Annotated in this window: 17 protein-coding genes and 1 other annotated feature; of the genes, 14 read left to right on the top strand and 3 right to left on the bottom strand. The window is 51.2% G+C overall.

Going from position 1 to position 16,881, the window contains the following annotated elements; translation table 11 throughout:
* Positions 1-159: 159 nt before the first annotated feature.
* Positions 160-264 (top strand) — a sequence feature (Trp leader region).
* Between the two features lie 31 nt (positions 265-295).
* The 7 genes from Q3A88_RS10605 to Q3A88_RS10575 all read left to right on the top strand — a co-directional run bounded on the left by Q3A88_RS10605 (position 296) and on the right by Q3A88_RS10575 (position 8,012).
* Entirely contained in the window at positions 296-1,858 is a 1,563-nt protein-coding gene (locus Q3A88_RS10605; RefSeq protein WP_014915349.1) for an anthranilate synthase component 1, read from the top strand.
* Positions 1,858-2,436, top strand: coding sequence for a glutamine amidotransferase-related protein (locus tag Q3A88_RS10600; RefSeq protein WP_010275261.1), 579 nt, complete (start codon positions 1,858-1,860; stop codon positions 2,434-2,436). The genes Q3A88_RS10605 and Q3A88_RS10600 overlap by 1 nt, the downstream gene beginning before the upstream one ends.
* A gap of 83 nt (positions 2,437-2,519) precedes the next feature.
* A complete protein-coding gene (gene trpD / locus Q3A88_RS10595; RefSeq protein ID WP_014915348.1) occupies positions 2,520-3,518 on the top strand; it encodes an anthranilate phosphoribosyltransferase in 999 nt (332 codons plus the stop codon).
* 7 nt (positions 3,519-3,525) lie between these two features.
* On the top strand, positions 3,526-4,893 hold the full coding sequence (gene trpCF, locus Q3A88_RS10590; protein WP_317177866.1) for a bifunctional indole-3-glycerol-phosphate synthase TrpC/phosphoribosylanthranilate isomerase TrpF: 1,368 nt from the start codon (positions 3,526-3,528) through the stop codon (positions 4,891-4,893).
* 13 nt (positions 4,894-4,906) lie between these two features.
* A complete protein-coding gene (trpB, locus tag Q3A88_RS10585) occupies positions 4,907-6,100 on the top strand; it encodes a tryptophan synthase subunit beta (RefSeq protein ID WP_174435753.1) in 1,194 nt (397 codons plus the stop codon).
* Entirely contained in the window at positions 6,100-6,906 is an 807-nt protein-coding gene (trpA, locus tag Q3A88_RS10580) for a tryptophan synthase subunit alpha (protein WP_317177865.1), read from the top strand. Before trpB ends, trpA begins: the two co-directional genes overlap by 1 nt.
* A 386-nt stretch (positions 6,907-7,292) precedes the next feature.
* Positions 7,293-8,012 carry an oligogalacturonate-specific porin KdgM family protein gene (locus tag Q3A88_RS10575; RefSeq protein ID WP_317177864.1) on the top strand — a complete coding sequence of 240 codons (720 nt, stop codon included), beginning with the start codon at positions 7,293-7,295 and terminating at the stop codon, positions 8,010-8,012.
* Positions 8,013-8,223: 211 nt separating this feature from the next.
* Here the strand turns inward: Q3A88_RS10575 and ompW are convergent, their stop codons facing one another.
* Positions 8,224-8,856: an outer membrane protein OmpW gene (ompW, locus tag Q3A88_RS10570; protein ID WP_110162911.1), complete on the bottom strand. Its 633-nt coding sequence runs from the start codon at positions 8,854-8,856 to the stop codon at positions 8,224-8,226.
* Between the two features lie 350 nt (positions 8,857-9,206).
* On the opposite strand from ompW, the gene Q3A88_RS10565 reads away from it, so the two are divergent.
* The 3 genes from Q3A88_RS10565 to yciA all read left to right on the top strand — a co-directional run bounded on the left by Q3A88_RS10565 (position 9,207) and on the right by yciA (position 11,170).
* Complete coding sequence (locus Q3A88_RS10565) at positions 9,207-9,959, top strand: YciC family protein (RefSeq protein ID WP_010275282.1); 753 nt, start codon at positions 9,207-9,209, stop codon at positions 9,957-9,959.
* A 199-nt stretch (positions 9,960-10,158) separates the two neighbouring features.
* Positions 10,159-10,728 carry a septation protein A gene (locus Q3A88_RS10560; protein WP_010275285.1) on the top strand — a complete coding sequence of 190 codons (570 nt, stop codon included), beginning with the start codon at positions 10,159-10,161 and terminating at the stop codon, positions 10,726-10,728.
* Between the two features lie 19 nt (positions 10,729-10,747).
* Positions 10,748-11,170, top strand: coding sequence for an acyl-CoA thioester hydrolase YciA (yciA, locus tag Q3A88_RS10555; protein WP_010275288.1), 423 nt, complete (start codon positions 10,748-10,750; stop codon positions 11,168-11,170).
* 102 nt (positions 11,171-11,272) lie between these two features.
* Here yciA and tonB read toward each other — a convergent pair whose 3' ends face one another.
* Positions 11,273-12,031 (bottom strand): TonB system transport protein TonB, encoded by a 759-nt coding sequence (gene tonB, locus Q3A88_RS10550; protein ID WP_010275290.1) that lies wholly within the window; start codon positions 12,029-12,031, stop codon positions 11,273-11,275.
* 265 nt (positions 12,032-12,296) lie between these two features.
* Here tonB and Q3A88_RS10545 point away from each other — a divergent pair, with 265 nt between their 5' ends.
* Together Q3A88_RS10545 and Q3A88_RS10540 are read left to right on the top strand one after the other, a co-directional pair.
* Positions 12,297-12,593, top strand: a complete 297-nt coding sequence (locus Q3A88_RS10545; RefSeq protein ID WP_317177863.1) for a YciI family protein — start codon at positions 12,297-12,299, stop codon at positions 12,591-12,593.
* A 131-nt stretch (positions 12,594-12,724) separates the two neighbouring features.
* Positions 12,725-14,398, top strand: a complete 1,674-nt coding sequence (locus tag Q3A88_RS10540) for a Tar ligand binding domain-containing protein (protein ID WP_317177862.1) — start codon at positions 12,725-12,727, stop codon at positions 14,396-14,398.
* Between the two features lie 86 nt (positions 14,399-14,484).
* On the opposite strand, the gene Q3A88_RS10535 is transcribed toward Q3A88_RS10540, so the two are convergent.
* Complete coding sequence (locus tag Q3A88_RS10535; RefSeq protein WP_085996914.1) at positions 14,485-14,661, bottom strand: YciY family protein; 177 nt, start codon at positions 14,659-14,661, stop codon at positions 14,485-14,487.
* A 250-nt stretch (positions 14,662-14,911) separates the two neighbouring features.
* Here Q3A88_RS10535 and cls point away from each other — a divergent pair, with 250 nt between their 5' ends.
* Positions 14,912-16,372, top strand: a complete 1,461-nt coding sequence (gene cls, locus Q3A88_RS10530) for a cardiolipin synthase (protein WP_317177861.1) — start codon at positions 14,912-14,914, stop codon at positions 16,370-16,372.
* A gap of 181 nt (positions 16,373-16,553) precedes the next feature.
* Positions 16,554-16,877 (top strand): HI1450 family dsDNA-mimic protein, encoded by a 324-nt coding sequence (locus tag Q3A88_RS10525; RefSeq protein ID WP_039286579.1) that lies wholly within the window; start codon positions 16,554-16,556, stop codon positions 16,875-16,877.
* Positions 16,878-16,881: the final 4 nt, after the last annotated feature.

Below are 16,881 nucleotides of genomic sequence, written 5' to 3'. Positions count from 1 at the left end.
TGGTAATGCCGCCATTTCCCTGAGTAATAAAATAATCCTATTGAAGGTGTTGACATTTTATCGCCGAACCAGTTAACTAGTACGCAAGCGCAGTACGCAGACAGTAATCAGTATACAAACAGTGAGATGATGATAATGGCAACGCAGAAAATGATGAAGCATGGTTGGTGGCGCTCTTCCCTCTCGCGGGTGGACTAATCACGCATCGCTGTTATCACACATGCAGATATTCCCAGGCCCGCTTAACCAAGCGGGCTTTTTATTTGATGGGCACAACATTAAACGGGTAGCAAGAATGCAAACAACACAACCTAAACTGGAACTGCTGCGTATTGAGGCCGTTTACCGTAACGACCCCAGCGCTATCTTCCATCAGCTTTGCGGTGCCAGACCGGCAACGCTGCTGTTAGAGTCGGCTGAAATCGACAGCAAGGAAAACCTGAAAAGCCTGTTGATCGTAGATAGCGCACTGCGCATCACCGCACTGGGCCAGCACGTTTCCATTCAGGCACTGACGGCAAACGGCGCCAGCCTCCTGCCGCTTCTGGATGCCGCGCTGCCAGTGGAGATTATCAATCAACCGCGTCCGAACGGCCGTGAACTCACGTTCCCACTGGCAGACGCCATGCAGGACGAAGATGCTCGCCTGCGTTCGCTGTCCGTGTTTGATGCCTTACGTCAGATTCTGACGCTGGTTGCCTGCCCGGCAGACGAGCGTGAAGCCATGTTTCTCGGCGGCTTGTTCGCCTACGATCTGGTCGCCGGGTTTGAAGAATTACCCGCGCTGAGCCAGCAGCAGCGTTGCCCGGATTTTTGCTTCTATCTGGCAGAAACGCTGCTGGTGCTTGACCACCAAAAACGTGTAACTGCGCTACAAGCCAGCCTGTTTACACCGCACCATAGCGAAAAGCAGCGTCTGCAACAGCGTCTGGAACAGCTGCAACTTCAGCTCACCCAACCAGCACCTGCGCTGCCACGTCAGTCCATTGAAGACATGACGCTGAGCTGCAACCAGAGCGATGAAGCCTTCGGGGAAGTCGTCAGCCAGATGCAGGAAGCTATCCGCATCGGTGAAATTTTCCAGGTCGTGCCGTCACGTCGTTTCTCTCTGCCGTGTCCTTCGCCGCTGGCCGCCTACCAAACGCTGAAGGATAACAATCCCAGCCCTTACATGTTTTACATGCAGGATCAGGACTTCACGTTGTTCGGTGCCTCGCCGGAAAGCTCGCTGAAATACGATGCCGACAGCCGTCAAATCGAAATCTATCCCATTGCCGGTACTCGCCCACGCGGTCGCCGTGCGGATGGCTCGCTGGATCGCGATCTCGATAGCCGTATTGAGTTAGAAATGCGTACCGACCATAAAGAGCTGGCTGAGCATTTGATGCTGGTAGATTTAGCCCGTAACGATCTGGCGCGCATCTGTCAGCCGGGTAGCCGTTACGTTGCTGATTTGACCAAAGTTGACCGCTATTCCTTTGTCATGCATCTGGTCTCCCGTGTCGTTGGTACGTTGCGTGAAGATCTGGATGTGCTGCACGCCTATCGCGCCTGCATGAATATGGGCACGCTGAGCGGCGCGCCGAAAGTCCGGGCCATGCAGCTGATTGCCGAAAGTGAGAAAACCCGACGCGGCAGCTACGGCGGCGCAGTGGGCTACTTCACCGCTCACGGCGATCTGGACACCTGCATCGTTATCCGCTCCGCCTATGTCGAAGACGGTATTGCCACCGTTCAGGCTGGTGCGGGTGTGGTGCTGGATTCTAACCCTCAGGCCGAAGCCGACGAAACACGCAATAAAGCCCGGGCCGTACTGCGAGCCATTGCCAGCGCGCACCATGCAAAGGAGATTTTCTGATGGCTGACATCTTACTGCTCGATAACATCGATTCATTCACCTATAACCTGGTGGATCAGCTGCGTGCCAGCGGTCATCAGGTCGTGATTTACCGTAACCATCTGCCTGCCGACGTCATCATCGCGCGGTTACAGCAAATGGAAAAACCGATCCTGATGCTCTCCCCCGGCCCCGGCACGCCAGCCGAAGCGGGCTGTATGCCGGAACTGCTGCAGCGTCTGCGCGGTCAGTTGCCGATTATCGGCATTTGCCTCGGCCATCAGGCCATCGTGGAAGCCTATGGCGGCCATGTTGGTCAAGCGGGTGAAATCCTGCACGGCAAAGCGTCGGCCATCGACCACGATGCCAGCGGCATGTTTAGCGGTTTACCGCATCCATTGCCCGTCGCTCGCTACCACTCGCTGGTCGGCAGCAACATTCCGTCGACGCTGACCGTCAACGCACACTTCAACACGATGGTCATGGCCGTGCGGAACGATGCCGATCGCGTCTGCGGTTTTCAATTCCACCCTGAGTCGATCCTGACCACGCACGGCGCTCGACTGCTGGAACAAACGCTGGACTGGGCGCTGGCTTAACGAGGGATACAATTATGCAACTGTCTTCTATACAACAGTCTTCTAAGACCCGGGAACCGTCTACTGCTCAGGATGTCATTACCATGCAACACATACTGGAAAAATTATACGGCGCGACTCCTATCAGCCGTCAGGAAAGTCAGGCGCTGTTTGGTGCCATTATTCGCGGTGAATTGGAAGCCAGCCAATTGGCAGCGGCGTTGATTAGTATGAAAGTGCGCGGCGAACATCCCGATGAGATCGCCGGTGCTGCCACGGCTCTGCTGGCCGATGCACAGCCGTTCCCGCGCCCTGACTATTTATTTGCCGATATTGTCGGCACAGGCGGTGACGGCACCAACAGCATCAACATTTCGACGGCCAGTGCCTTCGTTGCCGCCAGCTGTGGTCTGAAAATCGCCAAGCACGGCAACCGCAGCGTATCCAGCCGTTCCGGCTCCTCTGACTTACTCTCCGCTTTCGGCATTAAGCTGGATATGAGCGCACAGGATTCCCGTCAGGCGCTGGACGACCTGGGCGTGTGTTTCCTGTTTGCTCCGCAATACCATCTGGGCTTCCGTCATGCCATGCCAGTGCGTCAGCAGCTCAAAACCCGCACCGTCTTCAACGTGCTGGGGCCGTTGGTTAACCCCGCTCGTCCACCGCTGGCGCTGATTGGCGTGTATAGCCCCGAATTGGTTCGCCCTATCGCCGAAACGCTGAAAGTACTGGGCTACCAGCGTGCCGCCGTTGTACACGGTGGAGGAATGGATGAAGTCGCGATTCATGCACCGACGCAGGTTGCCGAGTTGAACCATGGCGAGATCGCAACCTACGAACTGACGCACCGCGATTTCGGGCTGGATGCGTATCCGCTATCGGCATTACAAGGCGGTACGCCAGAAGAAAATCGTGACATTCTCGCGTCACTGCTACAAGGTAAAGGTGAACGTGCGCACGCCGCCGCGGTTGCCGCCAACGTTGCGCTGCTCCTGAGATTATTTGGACAAGAAGATCTGCGCCAAAATGCGCAACAGGCGCTTGAAGTCATTCATAGTGGACAGGCTTATCAGCGCGTTATCGCCCTGTCCGCCAGAGGATAATGGAACCATGCAGGAAACCGTATTACATAAAATTGTGCGCGATAAAGCGCTCTGGGTTGCGGAACGCGAAAAAGCACAGCCGCTGGCCTCTTTTCAGCATGAGATCGTTCCCAGCCAGCGTGATTTTTATCAGGCGCTGAAACAAGACAAGCCCGCCTTTATTCTTGAATGCAAAAAGGCGTCCCCGTCGAAGGGATTGATTCGCGATGATTTCGACCCGGTAGCGATAGCTCAGGTCTATAAAGATTACGCGTCTGCTATTTCCGTTTTGACTGACGAAAAGTATTTTCAGGGCGATTTTGCCTTCCTGCCGCAGGTTAGCGCGGCAGTGCATCAACCGGTGTTGTGCAAAGACTTTATTATTTCGCCCTACCAGATCTATCTGGCACGCTACTATCAGGCCGATGCGATTCTGCTGATGCTATCCGTGCTGGACGACGAGCAGTATCAGCAACTGGCCGAAGTCGCGCACAGTCTGAAGCTGGGCGTGTTGACAGAAGTCAGTAATGAAGAAGAGCTGCTGCGGGCCATTCAGCTCGAAGCACGCGTCGTTGGGATCAACAACCGCGACCTGCGCGATCTCTCCATTGACCTCAACCGTACCCGGACGCTCGCACCGCGTCTGCCTGCTGGCGTCACCGTGATCAGTGAATCCGGTATCAACTGCCAGGCACAGATTCGTGAACTCAGCGCCTTTGCTCAGGGCTTCCTGATCGGCAGTTCACTAATGTCTGAGCCGGATCTGAACGGCGCGGTACGTCGCGTTATTCTGGGTGAGAACAAAGTCTGCGGCCTGACGCGCGCAGCTGATGCACAGACCGCCTATCAAGCGGGTGCACTCTACGGCGGTTTAATCTTCGTCGCTAGTTCTCCACGCTATATTGACGCCAAGCAAGCCGCCGACGTAATGACGGGGGCTCCACTGCGCTATGTTGGTATTTTTCGCAATGCGCCCGTTGAACACATCGTTGCGATCACAACGCAGTTGGGATTAGCAGCCGTTCAACTGCACGGTGATGAAGATCAACAGACGATCGACAAGCTACGCCAGCAGTTACCCGCAACCTGCCAGATTTGGAAAGCGCTGAGCATCACGGACACCCTGCCAGAACGTAATCTCACCCACGTCGATCGCTACGTGTTTGATAACAGCCAGGGTGGCAGCGGGAAAACCTTCAACTGGTCGCTGCTAGCGAATCAATCATTGGATAACGTGCTGTTAGCCGGCGGCCTGAATAGCGATAACTGTGCACTGGCGGCACAGCAAGGTTGCGCAGGACTGGATTTCAATTCCGGGGTAGAAAGCGAACCGGGAAAAAAAGACTCACATAAAATTGCTGCGGTTTTTGCGACATTACGTCAACCGCAGCACTAAAACAGACGGGAAAATTATGACATTACTCAACCCTTACTTCGGTGAATTCGGCGGGCAGTTTGTTCCGCAGATCCTCATCCCGGCGTTACGCCAGCTGGAAGAGGCTTTCGTCAGTGCACAAAAAGATCCTGAATTTCAGGCCGAATTTACCGACCTGCTGAAAAACTACGCGGGTCGTCCGACCGCGTTAACCCTGTGTCAAAACCTGACTGCTGGGACAAAAACCAAACTGTACCTGAAACGCGAAGATCTGCTGCATGGCGGTGCGCACAAAACCAATCAGGTACTCGGACAGGCTCTGCTGGCTAAGCGCATGGGTAAAAGTGAAATCATCGCTGAAACCGGTGCAGGCCAACACGGTGTCGCGACGGCGCTGGCTTGCGCCCTGCTCGGCCTGAAATGCCGCGTTTATATGGGAGCAAAAGACGTTGAGCGCCAGTCGCCGAACGTGTTCCGTATGCGTTTGATGGGGGCAGAAGTGATTCCGGTTCACAGCGGTTCTTCCACGCTGAAAGATGCCTGCAACGAAGCGCTACGTGACTGGTCTGGCAGCTATGAAACGGCACACTATCTGCTGGGAACAGCTGCTGGCCCGCATCCTTATCCGACTATCGTGCGCGAGTTCCAACGCATGATTGGTGAGGAAACCAAAGCGCAGATTCTGGAAAAAGAAGGTCGCTTGCCGGATGCGGTACTGGCCTGTGTCGGCGGTGGCTCTAACGCGATTGGGATGTTCGCTGATTTCATCGATGATACTACCGTCCGTCTGATCGGCGTTGAACCTGGTGGCTTGGGCATTGAATCCGGGCAGCACGGCGCACCGTTAAAACACGGCCGCGTGGGTATTTATTTCGGCATGAAGTCCCCGATGATGCAAACGTCCGACGGGCAAATTGAAGAGTCTTACTCTATTTCCGCCGGGCTGGATTTCCCGTCCGTAGGGCCGCAGCACGCCTATCTGAACAGCATTGGCCGTGCCGACTATGTCTCGATTACCGATGATGAAGCGTTGGATGCTTTCAAAGCACTCTGCCGCGGTGAAGGGATTATTCCCGCGCTGGAATCCTCCCACGCGCTGGCACATGCCTTGAAGATGATCAAAGCGGAGCCAGAGAAGGAGCAACTGCTGGTGGTCAACCTGTCCGGCCGTGGTGATAAAGACATCTTTACCGTGCACGATATTTTGAAAGATCGGGGAGAAATCTAATGGAACGCTATCAACAGTTATTTAACCGCCTGTCAGAGAAAAAGGAAGGCGCGTTCGTTCCGTTTGTTACGCTGGGCGATCCCTCTCCCGAGCAGTCCCTGAAAATTATCGACACGCTGATTGCAGCCGGTGCCGATGCGTTGGAGCTGGGCGTACCCTTCTCTGACCCGTTGGCGGATGGCCCGACCATTCAGGATGCCAACCTGCGTGCGTTTGCCGCAGGCGTCACGCCGGACCAATGCTTCGAAATGCTGGCAACCATACGCCAGAAATACCCGGAAATCCCGATTGGCCTGCTGATGTATGCCAATCTGGTTTTCAGCAACGGCATTGATGAATTCTATCAGCGTTGCGCGCAGGTTGGCGTCGATTCGGTGTTAGTGGCGGATGTCCCGGTAGTAGAATCTGCGCCTTTCCGTGCAGCTGCGCTGCGACACGGCATCGCCCCCATTTTTATCTGTCCGCCTAATGCTGACGATGAACTGCTGCGCGAGATCGCCTCTTATGGTCGCGGCTATACCTATTTAGTGTCGCGTGCGGGCGTGACTGGGGCAGAAAAGCGCGCGCAACTGCCGCTGAATCATCTGGTTGCCAAACTGAACGCGTATCATGCTGCCCCGCCGTTACAAGGGTTTGGCATTTCCGATCCCGCTCAAGTGCGGGAAACGTTAGCCTCAGGCGCAGCGGGTGCTATTTCTGGCTCTGCGATCGTACGGATTATCGAAAAAAATCTGAACCAGCCTGACGTTATGCTGTCCGAGTTACACGCCTTTGTGAGTGAAATGAAAGCCGCTACGCATTCATAACACGTTTCAGGCGCGCGATTTGTGCTTCACACAAGTCCTATCGTGCGCCGAATAATGTTTCAAATTATTTCTTATTCAATTAACCCGAAACATCTCCAATTAGTATTTAGTTTCCACCTTGCTATAATTGTAAGAAATGTTTTCAAATTGAAATAATTATTTAATTCCATGCCAAAAAAATAAGTTAACTACCTCTTAATTTTGAAACCGCATAAATCCCACGAATAAAATACGAAGAAAATCACAGAATTGAGATCATTTAAAATTATCTCTTTTTAACGATCTTGTTCACATTACTGTAAGAAATAATAAATAGAATGGAACTGCTGAACAAAAGTGGCAGCGCGTTTTTTAAATAATAATTCTCTTCAACATGGGATAATAAAATGAAAGTTAAAATATTGACGATGGTGGTAACCTCCTTAATCAGCTTAAGCTCTATGGCCGTCACGATTGACTATCGCCATGAGATGAAAGATACGGCAAAGAACGATCATAAAGATCGCCTGCTGATGTCCCACCGTTTTGACAACGGCTTTGGTCTGTCCATGGAAGCCAAATGGGGCCAATCTGATAGTGACAAAACCCCTAATAAACCGTATAACGAAACCGTCAGCACCGGTACCGAAGTGACCGCCAGCTACCTGTACAAGTTTGATAAAACCTTTGGCCTTGAAGCAGGGCTAAACATGGTTTCCTCTTCAAAAGACAACAACTATCGTCCTTATATCAAAGGTACAGCCAACATCACCGATTCTCTGTACTATGGCCTGCGCTACCGTGCATCCTACCTGCGTAAAAGTGACAGCATTGGTACTACAGCCCCTTCAGATATGAAAGGCTACACCATCACCAGTACACTGGGTTACAAACTGCCAGCGAATTTTGTCATTGAATACGAATTTGAATACGACAAGAAAACTAAAGCTGGTTCTGTTGGCTACCTCGCTGACAACGAAAACTATGACATGACCCACGATGTTAAATTAGCTTATAAATTCGACAAAAACTGGACACCTTACGTTCAAGTCGGTAACGTTTCTGGTAGCAAAACCACTGACGAGCGTCAAACTCGCTACCGTGTTGGTGTACAGTACAATTTCTAATGGCTAACGCCATCTAGATAATTGCTGTAATAAAAATAGCGTTCTCTTTATTGGTTTGTTATTTCCTGTCTATAAAAACGGCGACGTTATTTACGTCGCCGTTTTTTATGGCGTGCCATCCTTGGCCGCCACCCTTCCGGGCCGTTGCTGACGCAACGTTAAAAATTTCTCCCGGAAGTTTTTTATTCTTCACATCAAACTACATTAACAATCAGAAGCGATAGCCTACGCCAAACATAAAGGCCCAGGGATCAAGTTTGGTATGGATGCTTTGCTGATTGTTACCGGCTTTAAATTTCACGTCGGTATCAATATCCATCCACCATACAGACATATTAAGCAGCCAGTTTTTATCCAGGTTGTAATCCAATCCAGCCTGCGCAGCAAGGCCCCAGGAATTCTTCAGACTCAGATCGCTCAGACCCGCACCGGTTCCCTTGTCATTAAACTTCTCATCGAAGAACATCGTGTAATTCAGACCAACGCCCAAATAAGGACGTAATTTATCTTGAGTATCACCAAAATAGTACTGCGCGACCAGTGAAGGCGGCAGGTGTTTAACTTCCGCAATAGTCCCCGTTCCCGGTGTGCCGACTTTATGTTTAAACGGCGTGGCGGCGAGCAATTCAATCCCAATGTTGTCCGTCACCATGTAGCTAAAAGTCAAACCCAGTTGCGTATTGTTACTAACCTGAAACTCGCCTAAACCCAGTACGTTGTCCGAACTTTCAGCAGGTCGCACGGTTGCTGAACCTGCCCGAACAATGAAATCACCCGCTTGATGAGCCTGTGCCAATGCAGGCATGAGCGCCGCTGCCAACAATAATAAAGATGTCTTTTTCATTACCCACTCCATTTATAGGGTTTAAATTTCGAGCGAAATATACCCCTAAGTAGGTATTCTTGTTTTAAGCCAGATCACATCTCTTAAAGATTTTACGCCCGAATTGAACTGAATCATTTATCGCTAACTCATTAGAATTCATGAAATTGATCCAGATCAATAGTGGTGTAAAGATATCGAATACGCCGCAGGTGGCGATAAGCGCCACGATGAGTAGCCATACCACACCGACCTCATAGTGAGGCGAAAAGCAGCATTGCATCGTTGACGGGGTGCCACAGCGCGAATTAACAGGTTACAATTGGGAGTTAAGTTCTCTCTGTCGATTTATCTTTTTTCAAGGAGCCTGCATGCCTATCACGGCTAACACGTTGTACCGTGACACGATGAATTTCACCCGCAACCAGTTCATCAGCATCTTAATGATGTCACTGTTGACGGCATTCATTACTGTCATACTGAATCATGCGCTATCGCCTTCTGGAGACGAGTTACAGATTCTGAGCAGTTCCAGCAGCGATCTGTCATCTTCTGTCGAAGCTGGCTTGATGGATATGATTCAGCAAATGACGCCGGAACAACAAACCGTGTTGCTGAAAATGTCGGCAGCAGGCACCTTTGCTGCGTTAGTGGGCAATGCGCTGCTGACGGGCGGGGTTCTGATGCTGATCCAGCTGGTTTCTGACGGACAGCGCACCAGTGCACTGCGCGCAATTGGCGCCTCTGCACCTTTTTTACTGCGTCTGCTTATCCTGATCCTGCTGTGCACCCTGCTCATTCAACTTGGCATGATGCTTCTGGTCATTCCTGGCGTGCTGCTCGCTATTGCACTGAGTTTGTCACCCGTGATTGTCGTCACGGAAAAAAGCGGGATTTTCAACGCCATTAAAGTGAGTACCAAACTGGCTTACGGTAACCTGCGTGCAACCGCGCCTGCCATCGTGATGTGGCTACTGGCTAAAATCGCTATTTTACTGATCGTGTCGAAGTTACCGATTTCCTCACCGACCGTGCTCGGCGTGGTTCTGAATGGCTTGGGCAACCTGATCTCCGCGATCCTGCTCATTTATCTGTTCCGCCTTTATATGCTGCTGCGCGCTTAACTGCCGCTCTCTGCCTATGCCATCGCTCTGGTGGCATAGGTTCTGCCAAATCTCCGTTCGCTATCTACCCAATCGTAATTTTCTGCAAATTATTACAATATCTCGGGAATGGTGTTCCACAATAAAGGATAATGGCATGAGCTATCGGATAACTCTCGCGGGTTATGATTACGACACTGTTGAGTGATGGATTGACATAATGAAGCAACTTCTTGATTTTATACCGTTGGTCGTTTTTTTTGCGGCCTATAAACTTTATGACATCTATATCGCATCGGGTGCACTGATTGCCGCAACGGCGCTGTCACTCGTGGTCACCTGGGTGATGTATCGTAAAATAGAGAAAATGACGCTGGTCACTTTTGCCATGGTCGTCGTTTTCGGTTCGCTAACGCTGGTGTTCCATAACGATCTGTTTATCAAGTGGAAAGTCACCATTATCTATGCGTTATTTGCCGCAGCCCTGCTGGTTAGCCAGTTTGTGATGAAACAGACCCTGATTCAGAAAATGTTGGGTAAAGAGTTAACCCTTCCGCAGCCAGTCTGGGGGAAACTGAATTTCGCCTGGGCCATGTTCTTTCTGGTGTGTGGGCTGGTTAACATCTATATTGCTTTCTGGTTACCGCAAAACGTTTGGGTTAATTTCAAAGTCTTTGGTCTGACCGGTGTGACGCTGCTGTTTACGCTGATTTGTGGCGTTTATATCTATCGTCACTTGCCTAACGATCAGGAAAAGTCAGAAGAAGAAAAAAGCGAGCAACAGCAATAGCCAAAGCGAGATAGACACAATGAGCACACAAAACGTGTTACCACAGGGCGAACTGGTTCTCCGCACGCTGGCAATGCCAGCCGATACCAATGCGAACGGAGATATTTTTGGCGGTTGGTTGATGTCGCAAATGGACATCGGCGGCGCGATTCTGGCGAAAGAAATTGCCGAAGGACGTGTCGTTACCGTACGGGTTGATGGGATGTCATTCTTAAAACCTGTCGCCGTCGGCGATGTGGTTTGCTGCTATGCGCGTTGTTTACGTACTGGCCGTAGCTCTATCAACGTCAACGTTGAAGTGTGGGTGAAGAAAGTCTCCTCTGAGCCGATTGGTCAGCGCTATCGGGCTACCGAAGCGTTATTCACCTACGTCGCAGTCGATGAAGAAGGCCATCCGCGCGAACTGCCTGCGGGTAAAAGCAACTTCACGCCAAGCGAGTAACGTTTAGCGTTCATCGGCGTAAGCTGCTTTGAATAGCGATCGATACGAACACGGGACGTCATCTGCTAAAGATGACGTCCCGTTTCTTTGTACTGGCATGAATTATTCGACTGCCGCCCCGCCGTCAATTTTAAAGACGATGGTCACAACCAAATCTTTGCCCGGTTTACCCGCTTCATAACGCCATTTACGCATGGCTTGTTTGATATCACGTTCGAACATATTGCGCGGTTCAGCAGAAAGCACGCGCACGTTGTCAACACGTCCGGACTCGTCCACATCAAACTGCATCTTCACCCGCCCTTCAACGCGCAGAGAAAACGCGCGAGCCGGATACTGAGGCTGTGCGCGGCTCAACGGACGTGGCCCGCTTGACTGCGTGCTTGCTGCGGGTGCCGGTGCCTGCTTCACTGGCGCATTAGTTACATTGCGCGTTGGCTCTGTACTGGTAAACGGCGAAGGCGGCTGTTTTTCAACCGTCGGTTCACGTTTAACCGGCTTCGGTTGCTCAACCTTCTTCACCGGCTTAGGCTCCGGTTTAGGTTTCGGCGGCTTGGGCTTTGGTTCAGGTAATGGCATAGGAACCGGCTGCGGCAATGGCTCCGGTTCAGGAATGGGTTCCGGCTCTGGTTCAGGCTGCTTAACCGGCTCTGGCTCTGGGGCCGATTTCGCAGCAGGTGCCGCTTCATAAGCCGCAGGGTTCACCATCACCACGCTGATGGGCTTAGATTCCTGCGGTAATTCGATTGAATTATTAAATGATGCGTACAGCAAACCTGCAATCAGTGAACCGTGAAAACCGACTGAAAGTATGAATGGCCATGAGTAACGGCGGGTCAAAAAAAACTTTTTTTGCGGCATAGTCTGTCTTTATCCTCTTATGCCGCCCAAGTTTAAATGCAAATAGCAATCATATTCAATAACAACCCGTGGAATTGTTAAAAAAACCGAAATCGCGGGGGGATTACTCTGGCAAATCAACCTATTGTCCTCACACTATTGTCTTCAAACAACATCACGTATGATGATAGAAACTCGTTTCTCTTACCCGATAGCGTTTGACCGCAGGGGTCTCAAACCCGGCCCCCCAAACGATGAAGGGTACCTTCCCACCTATGAGGTCGCTATGCTCTACGTCATTTATGCTGAAGATAATGTTGATTCATTAGCAAAACGCCTGTCGGTCAGACCAGACCATCTTGCCCGTTTACAGGCATTGCGCGATCAAGGGCGACTGATTACCGCTGGCCCTTTGCCTGCAATCGACAGCGAGGATCCCAGTCAGGCTGGCTTTAGCGGCTCCGTGATTATCGCCGAATTCACATCGCTGGATGAGGCAACAGCATGGGCCAATGCCGACCCTTACCTCGCGGCAGGCGTTTATAAACACGTCAGCGTGAAGCCATTCAAAAAAGTGTTTTAAACATCCAATTGATGCAGGTCATGGTTGCATGAAAAAGCCATGGCCCTTTTCGCCCCCGTCAAAAGCTGAAATATTTTAGTCATTTAACAGTGATAGTTTGACCGCTATTCATCTATAGAGGGTCAACAATCATGTTAATGCCTGCGATTTTGCGAAACGGAGTTGCATCTATCCGCCGCCGTCATCGCCTCAGTATTCTCTCCGGATTGTTATTGATCATTGGGTTATTTTCTTTACTGCAATTGGTGTCCGTCGGCGTCATTTCTCAAACGATGACTCAGGTTCGGCAGGATATTTCCGCTAACGAGAGCCTTCGTCAGCAACAAGCGTTAATGGACAAAGCACGGATGGAAGTGATGAATGCCAGCGACAAGCTCAACCGCGCGGGCATTTATTTGTTGGTAGACAAAGAAACGGGGTCTGAAGGTAGCTGGCACAGCCTGATGGATGAAGCGGAAGTGTCTCTCAAACAGGCGCAGGCGCACTACCAATTACTGGGGACGGTCACGACGGCTGAAGCGGACACCGCGGCGTTTATCGATTTGAAAAAGAGCTATAGCCAGCTTTATTCCGGGCTTGTCGAACTGGCCGAAGGAATAAAGACCACTAATCAGATCGATATTTTCTTTGCCGTTCCGGTACAGGCTTACCAAAGCGATTTTACCCAGAAATATTCACACTATCTGCAAGATACCGATGCGCTGCAAAAGCAGCATGGCCAACAATTTTTATCCTCTCTCGATAACGCCAAAACGATTTTCATTACGGTTCTTGGCCTCTTGCTGGCAATCGCCATCGCCGTGTGGATTGGCGTGAGTCGGATCATTATTCGTCCGCTGACGCACATTATTGCCCATTTAAAACTGATCGCAGCGGGCGACCTTTCGCATGCGGTCAATACAAAGACGCGCGGTACACGCGAAGTTGAACAGCTTAATACCAGCGTCATTCAAATGCAGGAAGGTCTGGTGAATCTGGTCAATCAGGTTCGTCAGGGTGTCGACCATATGGTGACGCAGGTCGATCGGGTCGCGGCAGATAACCATCGGCTTTCCGAACAGGCAAACCGCCAATCCCACGAGCTCAAAGTCACCACAGAACATATTATTCAGCTTAGCCAGCATCTGGAACAAAATACCCAGCATACCCAACAGGCTAATTTGCACGCGGAAGATACCAGCAAGATCGCCGCACAGGGTGAGACGATGATGAATGACGTCAAGGTGGCGATGTCAGACATTGCAGGCAGAACGCGTGAGATGACGGAAGCCATTGGGATGATAGAGAACGTGGCGTTTCAGACGCATATTTTGTCGTTGAACGCCGCCATTGAAGCCGCACGAGCTGGAACGATGGGACGAGGTTTTGCCGTTGTCGCGCGGGAAGTCGGCACGCTGGCTTCGCAAAGCAGCCATTCTGCACAAAATATTAATGTGCTGATTCGTGATTCAGATAACAGCGTAACCACAGGAACACGCCTGGTGAACAAACTGAATGACAGCCTGCAACACATCATTCAGACCGCGAAAGACACGGGCACGTTTCTGAGCGAGATTTCGGAGATATCGCACCAGCAGAACGAGAGCATCCATGAAGTCACCGCCCGTCTCAGCACGCTGAACGACACCGTCAGGGAAAATGCGGGACAGGTTGAAGCCTCCGCACACACTTTCGCCTCACTGCTGGAGCAAACGGAACGCTTAAATACGTCGGTATCGCTGTTTATCCTGCCCTCAACAGAGGATGACATTAACCCGATGATCGATCAGAGGGCAATGGCGCAGCGCATTCCAGTCATGGGATGAGCCGATGAGGGAATAAACCCCGCGAGTAGTAAACCGTGTGATAAAAAATAGCGACCAGACCTCGGGTCGCTATTTTCCTCACTGGCTTACCAGTCGTAGGTTACCGCATAGAGCAATGCTCGTCGTTGCTGCTTTTGTTGCAGATAACGGGCAGAGCGAATATGACGATACGTACGTGATTGAGCCTCCAACCAGCGACTTCTTCTGCGCTGGACCTGACGTAACATCCGCCAGCGACCCACTTCATTCCGACTGCGTTTCATTATGCGACTCTTGTTAATACACTCGCGCTGGGCATTATACCCCCCTCATTCACGGCGACAATCAGTGAATGCCCCTCTCCACCATTCTCTTCTTACCCATAGCTTCCGTTCCCTAAATAATTCGAGTCGCGCAGCCAACGCACATGCACTTGAAGTATGACGGGGATATTCAGAGGAAAGGCATTTCCCCTTTTATAAATCTATGCGTACACTTTGTTAATTCTTTGCAGAAGGGAACTGTGCTGCTTTTATGTCGACATTTTATACCGTAATAAGTTGGTTACTGGTTTTTAGCTACTGGTTGCTGATTGCAGGTGTGACCCTGCGTATTCTGATGAAACGTCGGGCGGTGCCTTCTGCGATGGCTTGGCTGCTGGTAATTTATATTCTGCCACTTGTCGGTATTGTCGCTTATCTTTCGTTCGGCGAGCTCCATCTCGGCAAACGCCGAGCCGAACGTGCCAGCAAAATGTGGCCATCAACGGCAAAATGGCTACGCGAATTAAAAGAATATCGCCGTATTTTCGCGACGGAAAACAGTGAGGTCGCCAGCGCGTTATTTCAACTGTGTGAGAGACGGCAAGGGGTTGGCGGCGTAAAAGGCAACCAGTTGCAGTTGATGACCACGTTTGATGACACCATTAAAGCGCTATTGCGTGATATTGAACTCGCACGCAACAACATCGAAATGGTGTTCTACATCTGGCAACCCGGCGGCCTGGTTGAGCAAGTTTCCTCTTCTCTTATCGCCGCAGCACGACGCGGGGTACACTGCCGCATTCTGCTGGACTCTGCCGGCAGCGTACAATTTTTCCGCCAGCATCACCCCGAGTTGATGCGCACCGCCGGGATCGAAGTGGTCGAAGCCCTGAAAGTTAATCTATTCCGAGCTTTCCTTCGCCGTATGGATTTGCGACAGCACCGTAAAATCATCCTGATCGACAACCGTATCGCCTATACCGGCAGCATGAATATGGTCGATCCCCGTTTATTCAAACAAGATGCCGGCGTTGGGCAATGGATCGACCTGATGGCGCGTATTGAAGGCCCTGTGGCAACCACGCTGGGGATTATTTACTGCTGCGACTGGGAAATGGAGACAGGCAAGCGTCTGCTTCCGCCGCCGCCGGATGTTAATGTTATGCCGTTCGAACAGGAGAGCGGCCATACCATTCAGGTTATTGCCTCCGGCCCTGGTTACCCGGAAGAAATGATCCATCAGGCGCTGCTGACGTCCGTCTATTCGGCACGTAAGCAATTGATCATGACGACCCCCTACTTCGTACCCAGTGACGATTTACTACACGCCATCTGTACCGCCGCTCAGCGCGGGGTCGATGTCAGCATTATTGTTCCACACAAAAATGACTCCGTGCTGGTCGGCTGGGCCAGTCGCGCGTTCTTCACGGAACTGCTGGACGCTGGCGTAAAAATTTATCAGTTCAAGGACGGATTGCTGCACACCAAAAGCGTACTGGTTGATGGACAGCTCAGTCTGGTTGGCACGGTGAATCTGGATATGCGCAGTCTGTGGCTGAATTTTGAAATTACGCTGGTGATTGACGATGCCGGATTCGGCAGCGATTTAGCCTGCGTACAGGAAGATTATATCGCCCGCTCACGCCTGTTAAACGCGACACAGTGGCAAAACCGCCCTTACTGGCAACGTATTGTCGAGCGGCTGTTCTACTTTTTCAGCCCCCTGCTATAAATATCCCCGTCATACTTCAAGCTGCATGTGCGTTGGCTTTCCTCGCTCACCCCAGTCACTTACTGATGTAAGCTCCTGGGGACTCACTGTGTCGCCGCCTGCCTGCAACTCGAATTATTTAGGGCATACTCCGTTTTCCCGTGTTCTAATAAGGCTATTGGGAATTAACAGGAATGACGTTATGGATTTGAATAATCGCCTGACCGAAGACGAAGCATTGGAACAGGCCTACGACATCTTTTTGGAACTTGCGGCTGATAACCTCGATCCAGCAGATATTCTGCTGTTCAACCTACAATTCGAAGAGCGTGGTGGCGCAGAGTTATTCGACCCTGCTGAAGACTGGGCCGATCACGTAGATTTCGACCTGAATCCTGACTTTTTTGCCGAAGTCGTCATTGGGCTGGCCGAAGAAGATGGTGAAGAGATCACCGATATTTTTGCCCGCGTGCTAATTTGCCGGGAAAAAGACCACAAACTTTGCCACATTTTGTGGAAAGAGTAATTCC

The organism is Pectobacterium sp. HCp5_1, assembly GCF_032905925.1.
Lineage (GTDB): Bacteria > Pseudomonadota > Gammaproteobacteria > Enterobacterales > Enterobacteriaceae > Pectobacterium > Pectobacterium brasiliense_A.
Note: the sequence above shows the minus strand (reverse complement) of the source record. Positions and strands in the feature narration are given on the sequence as shown.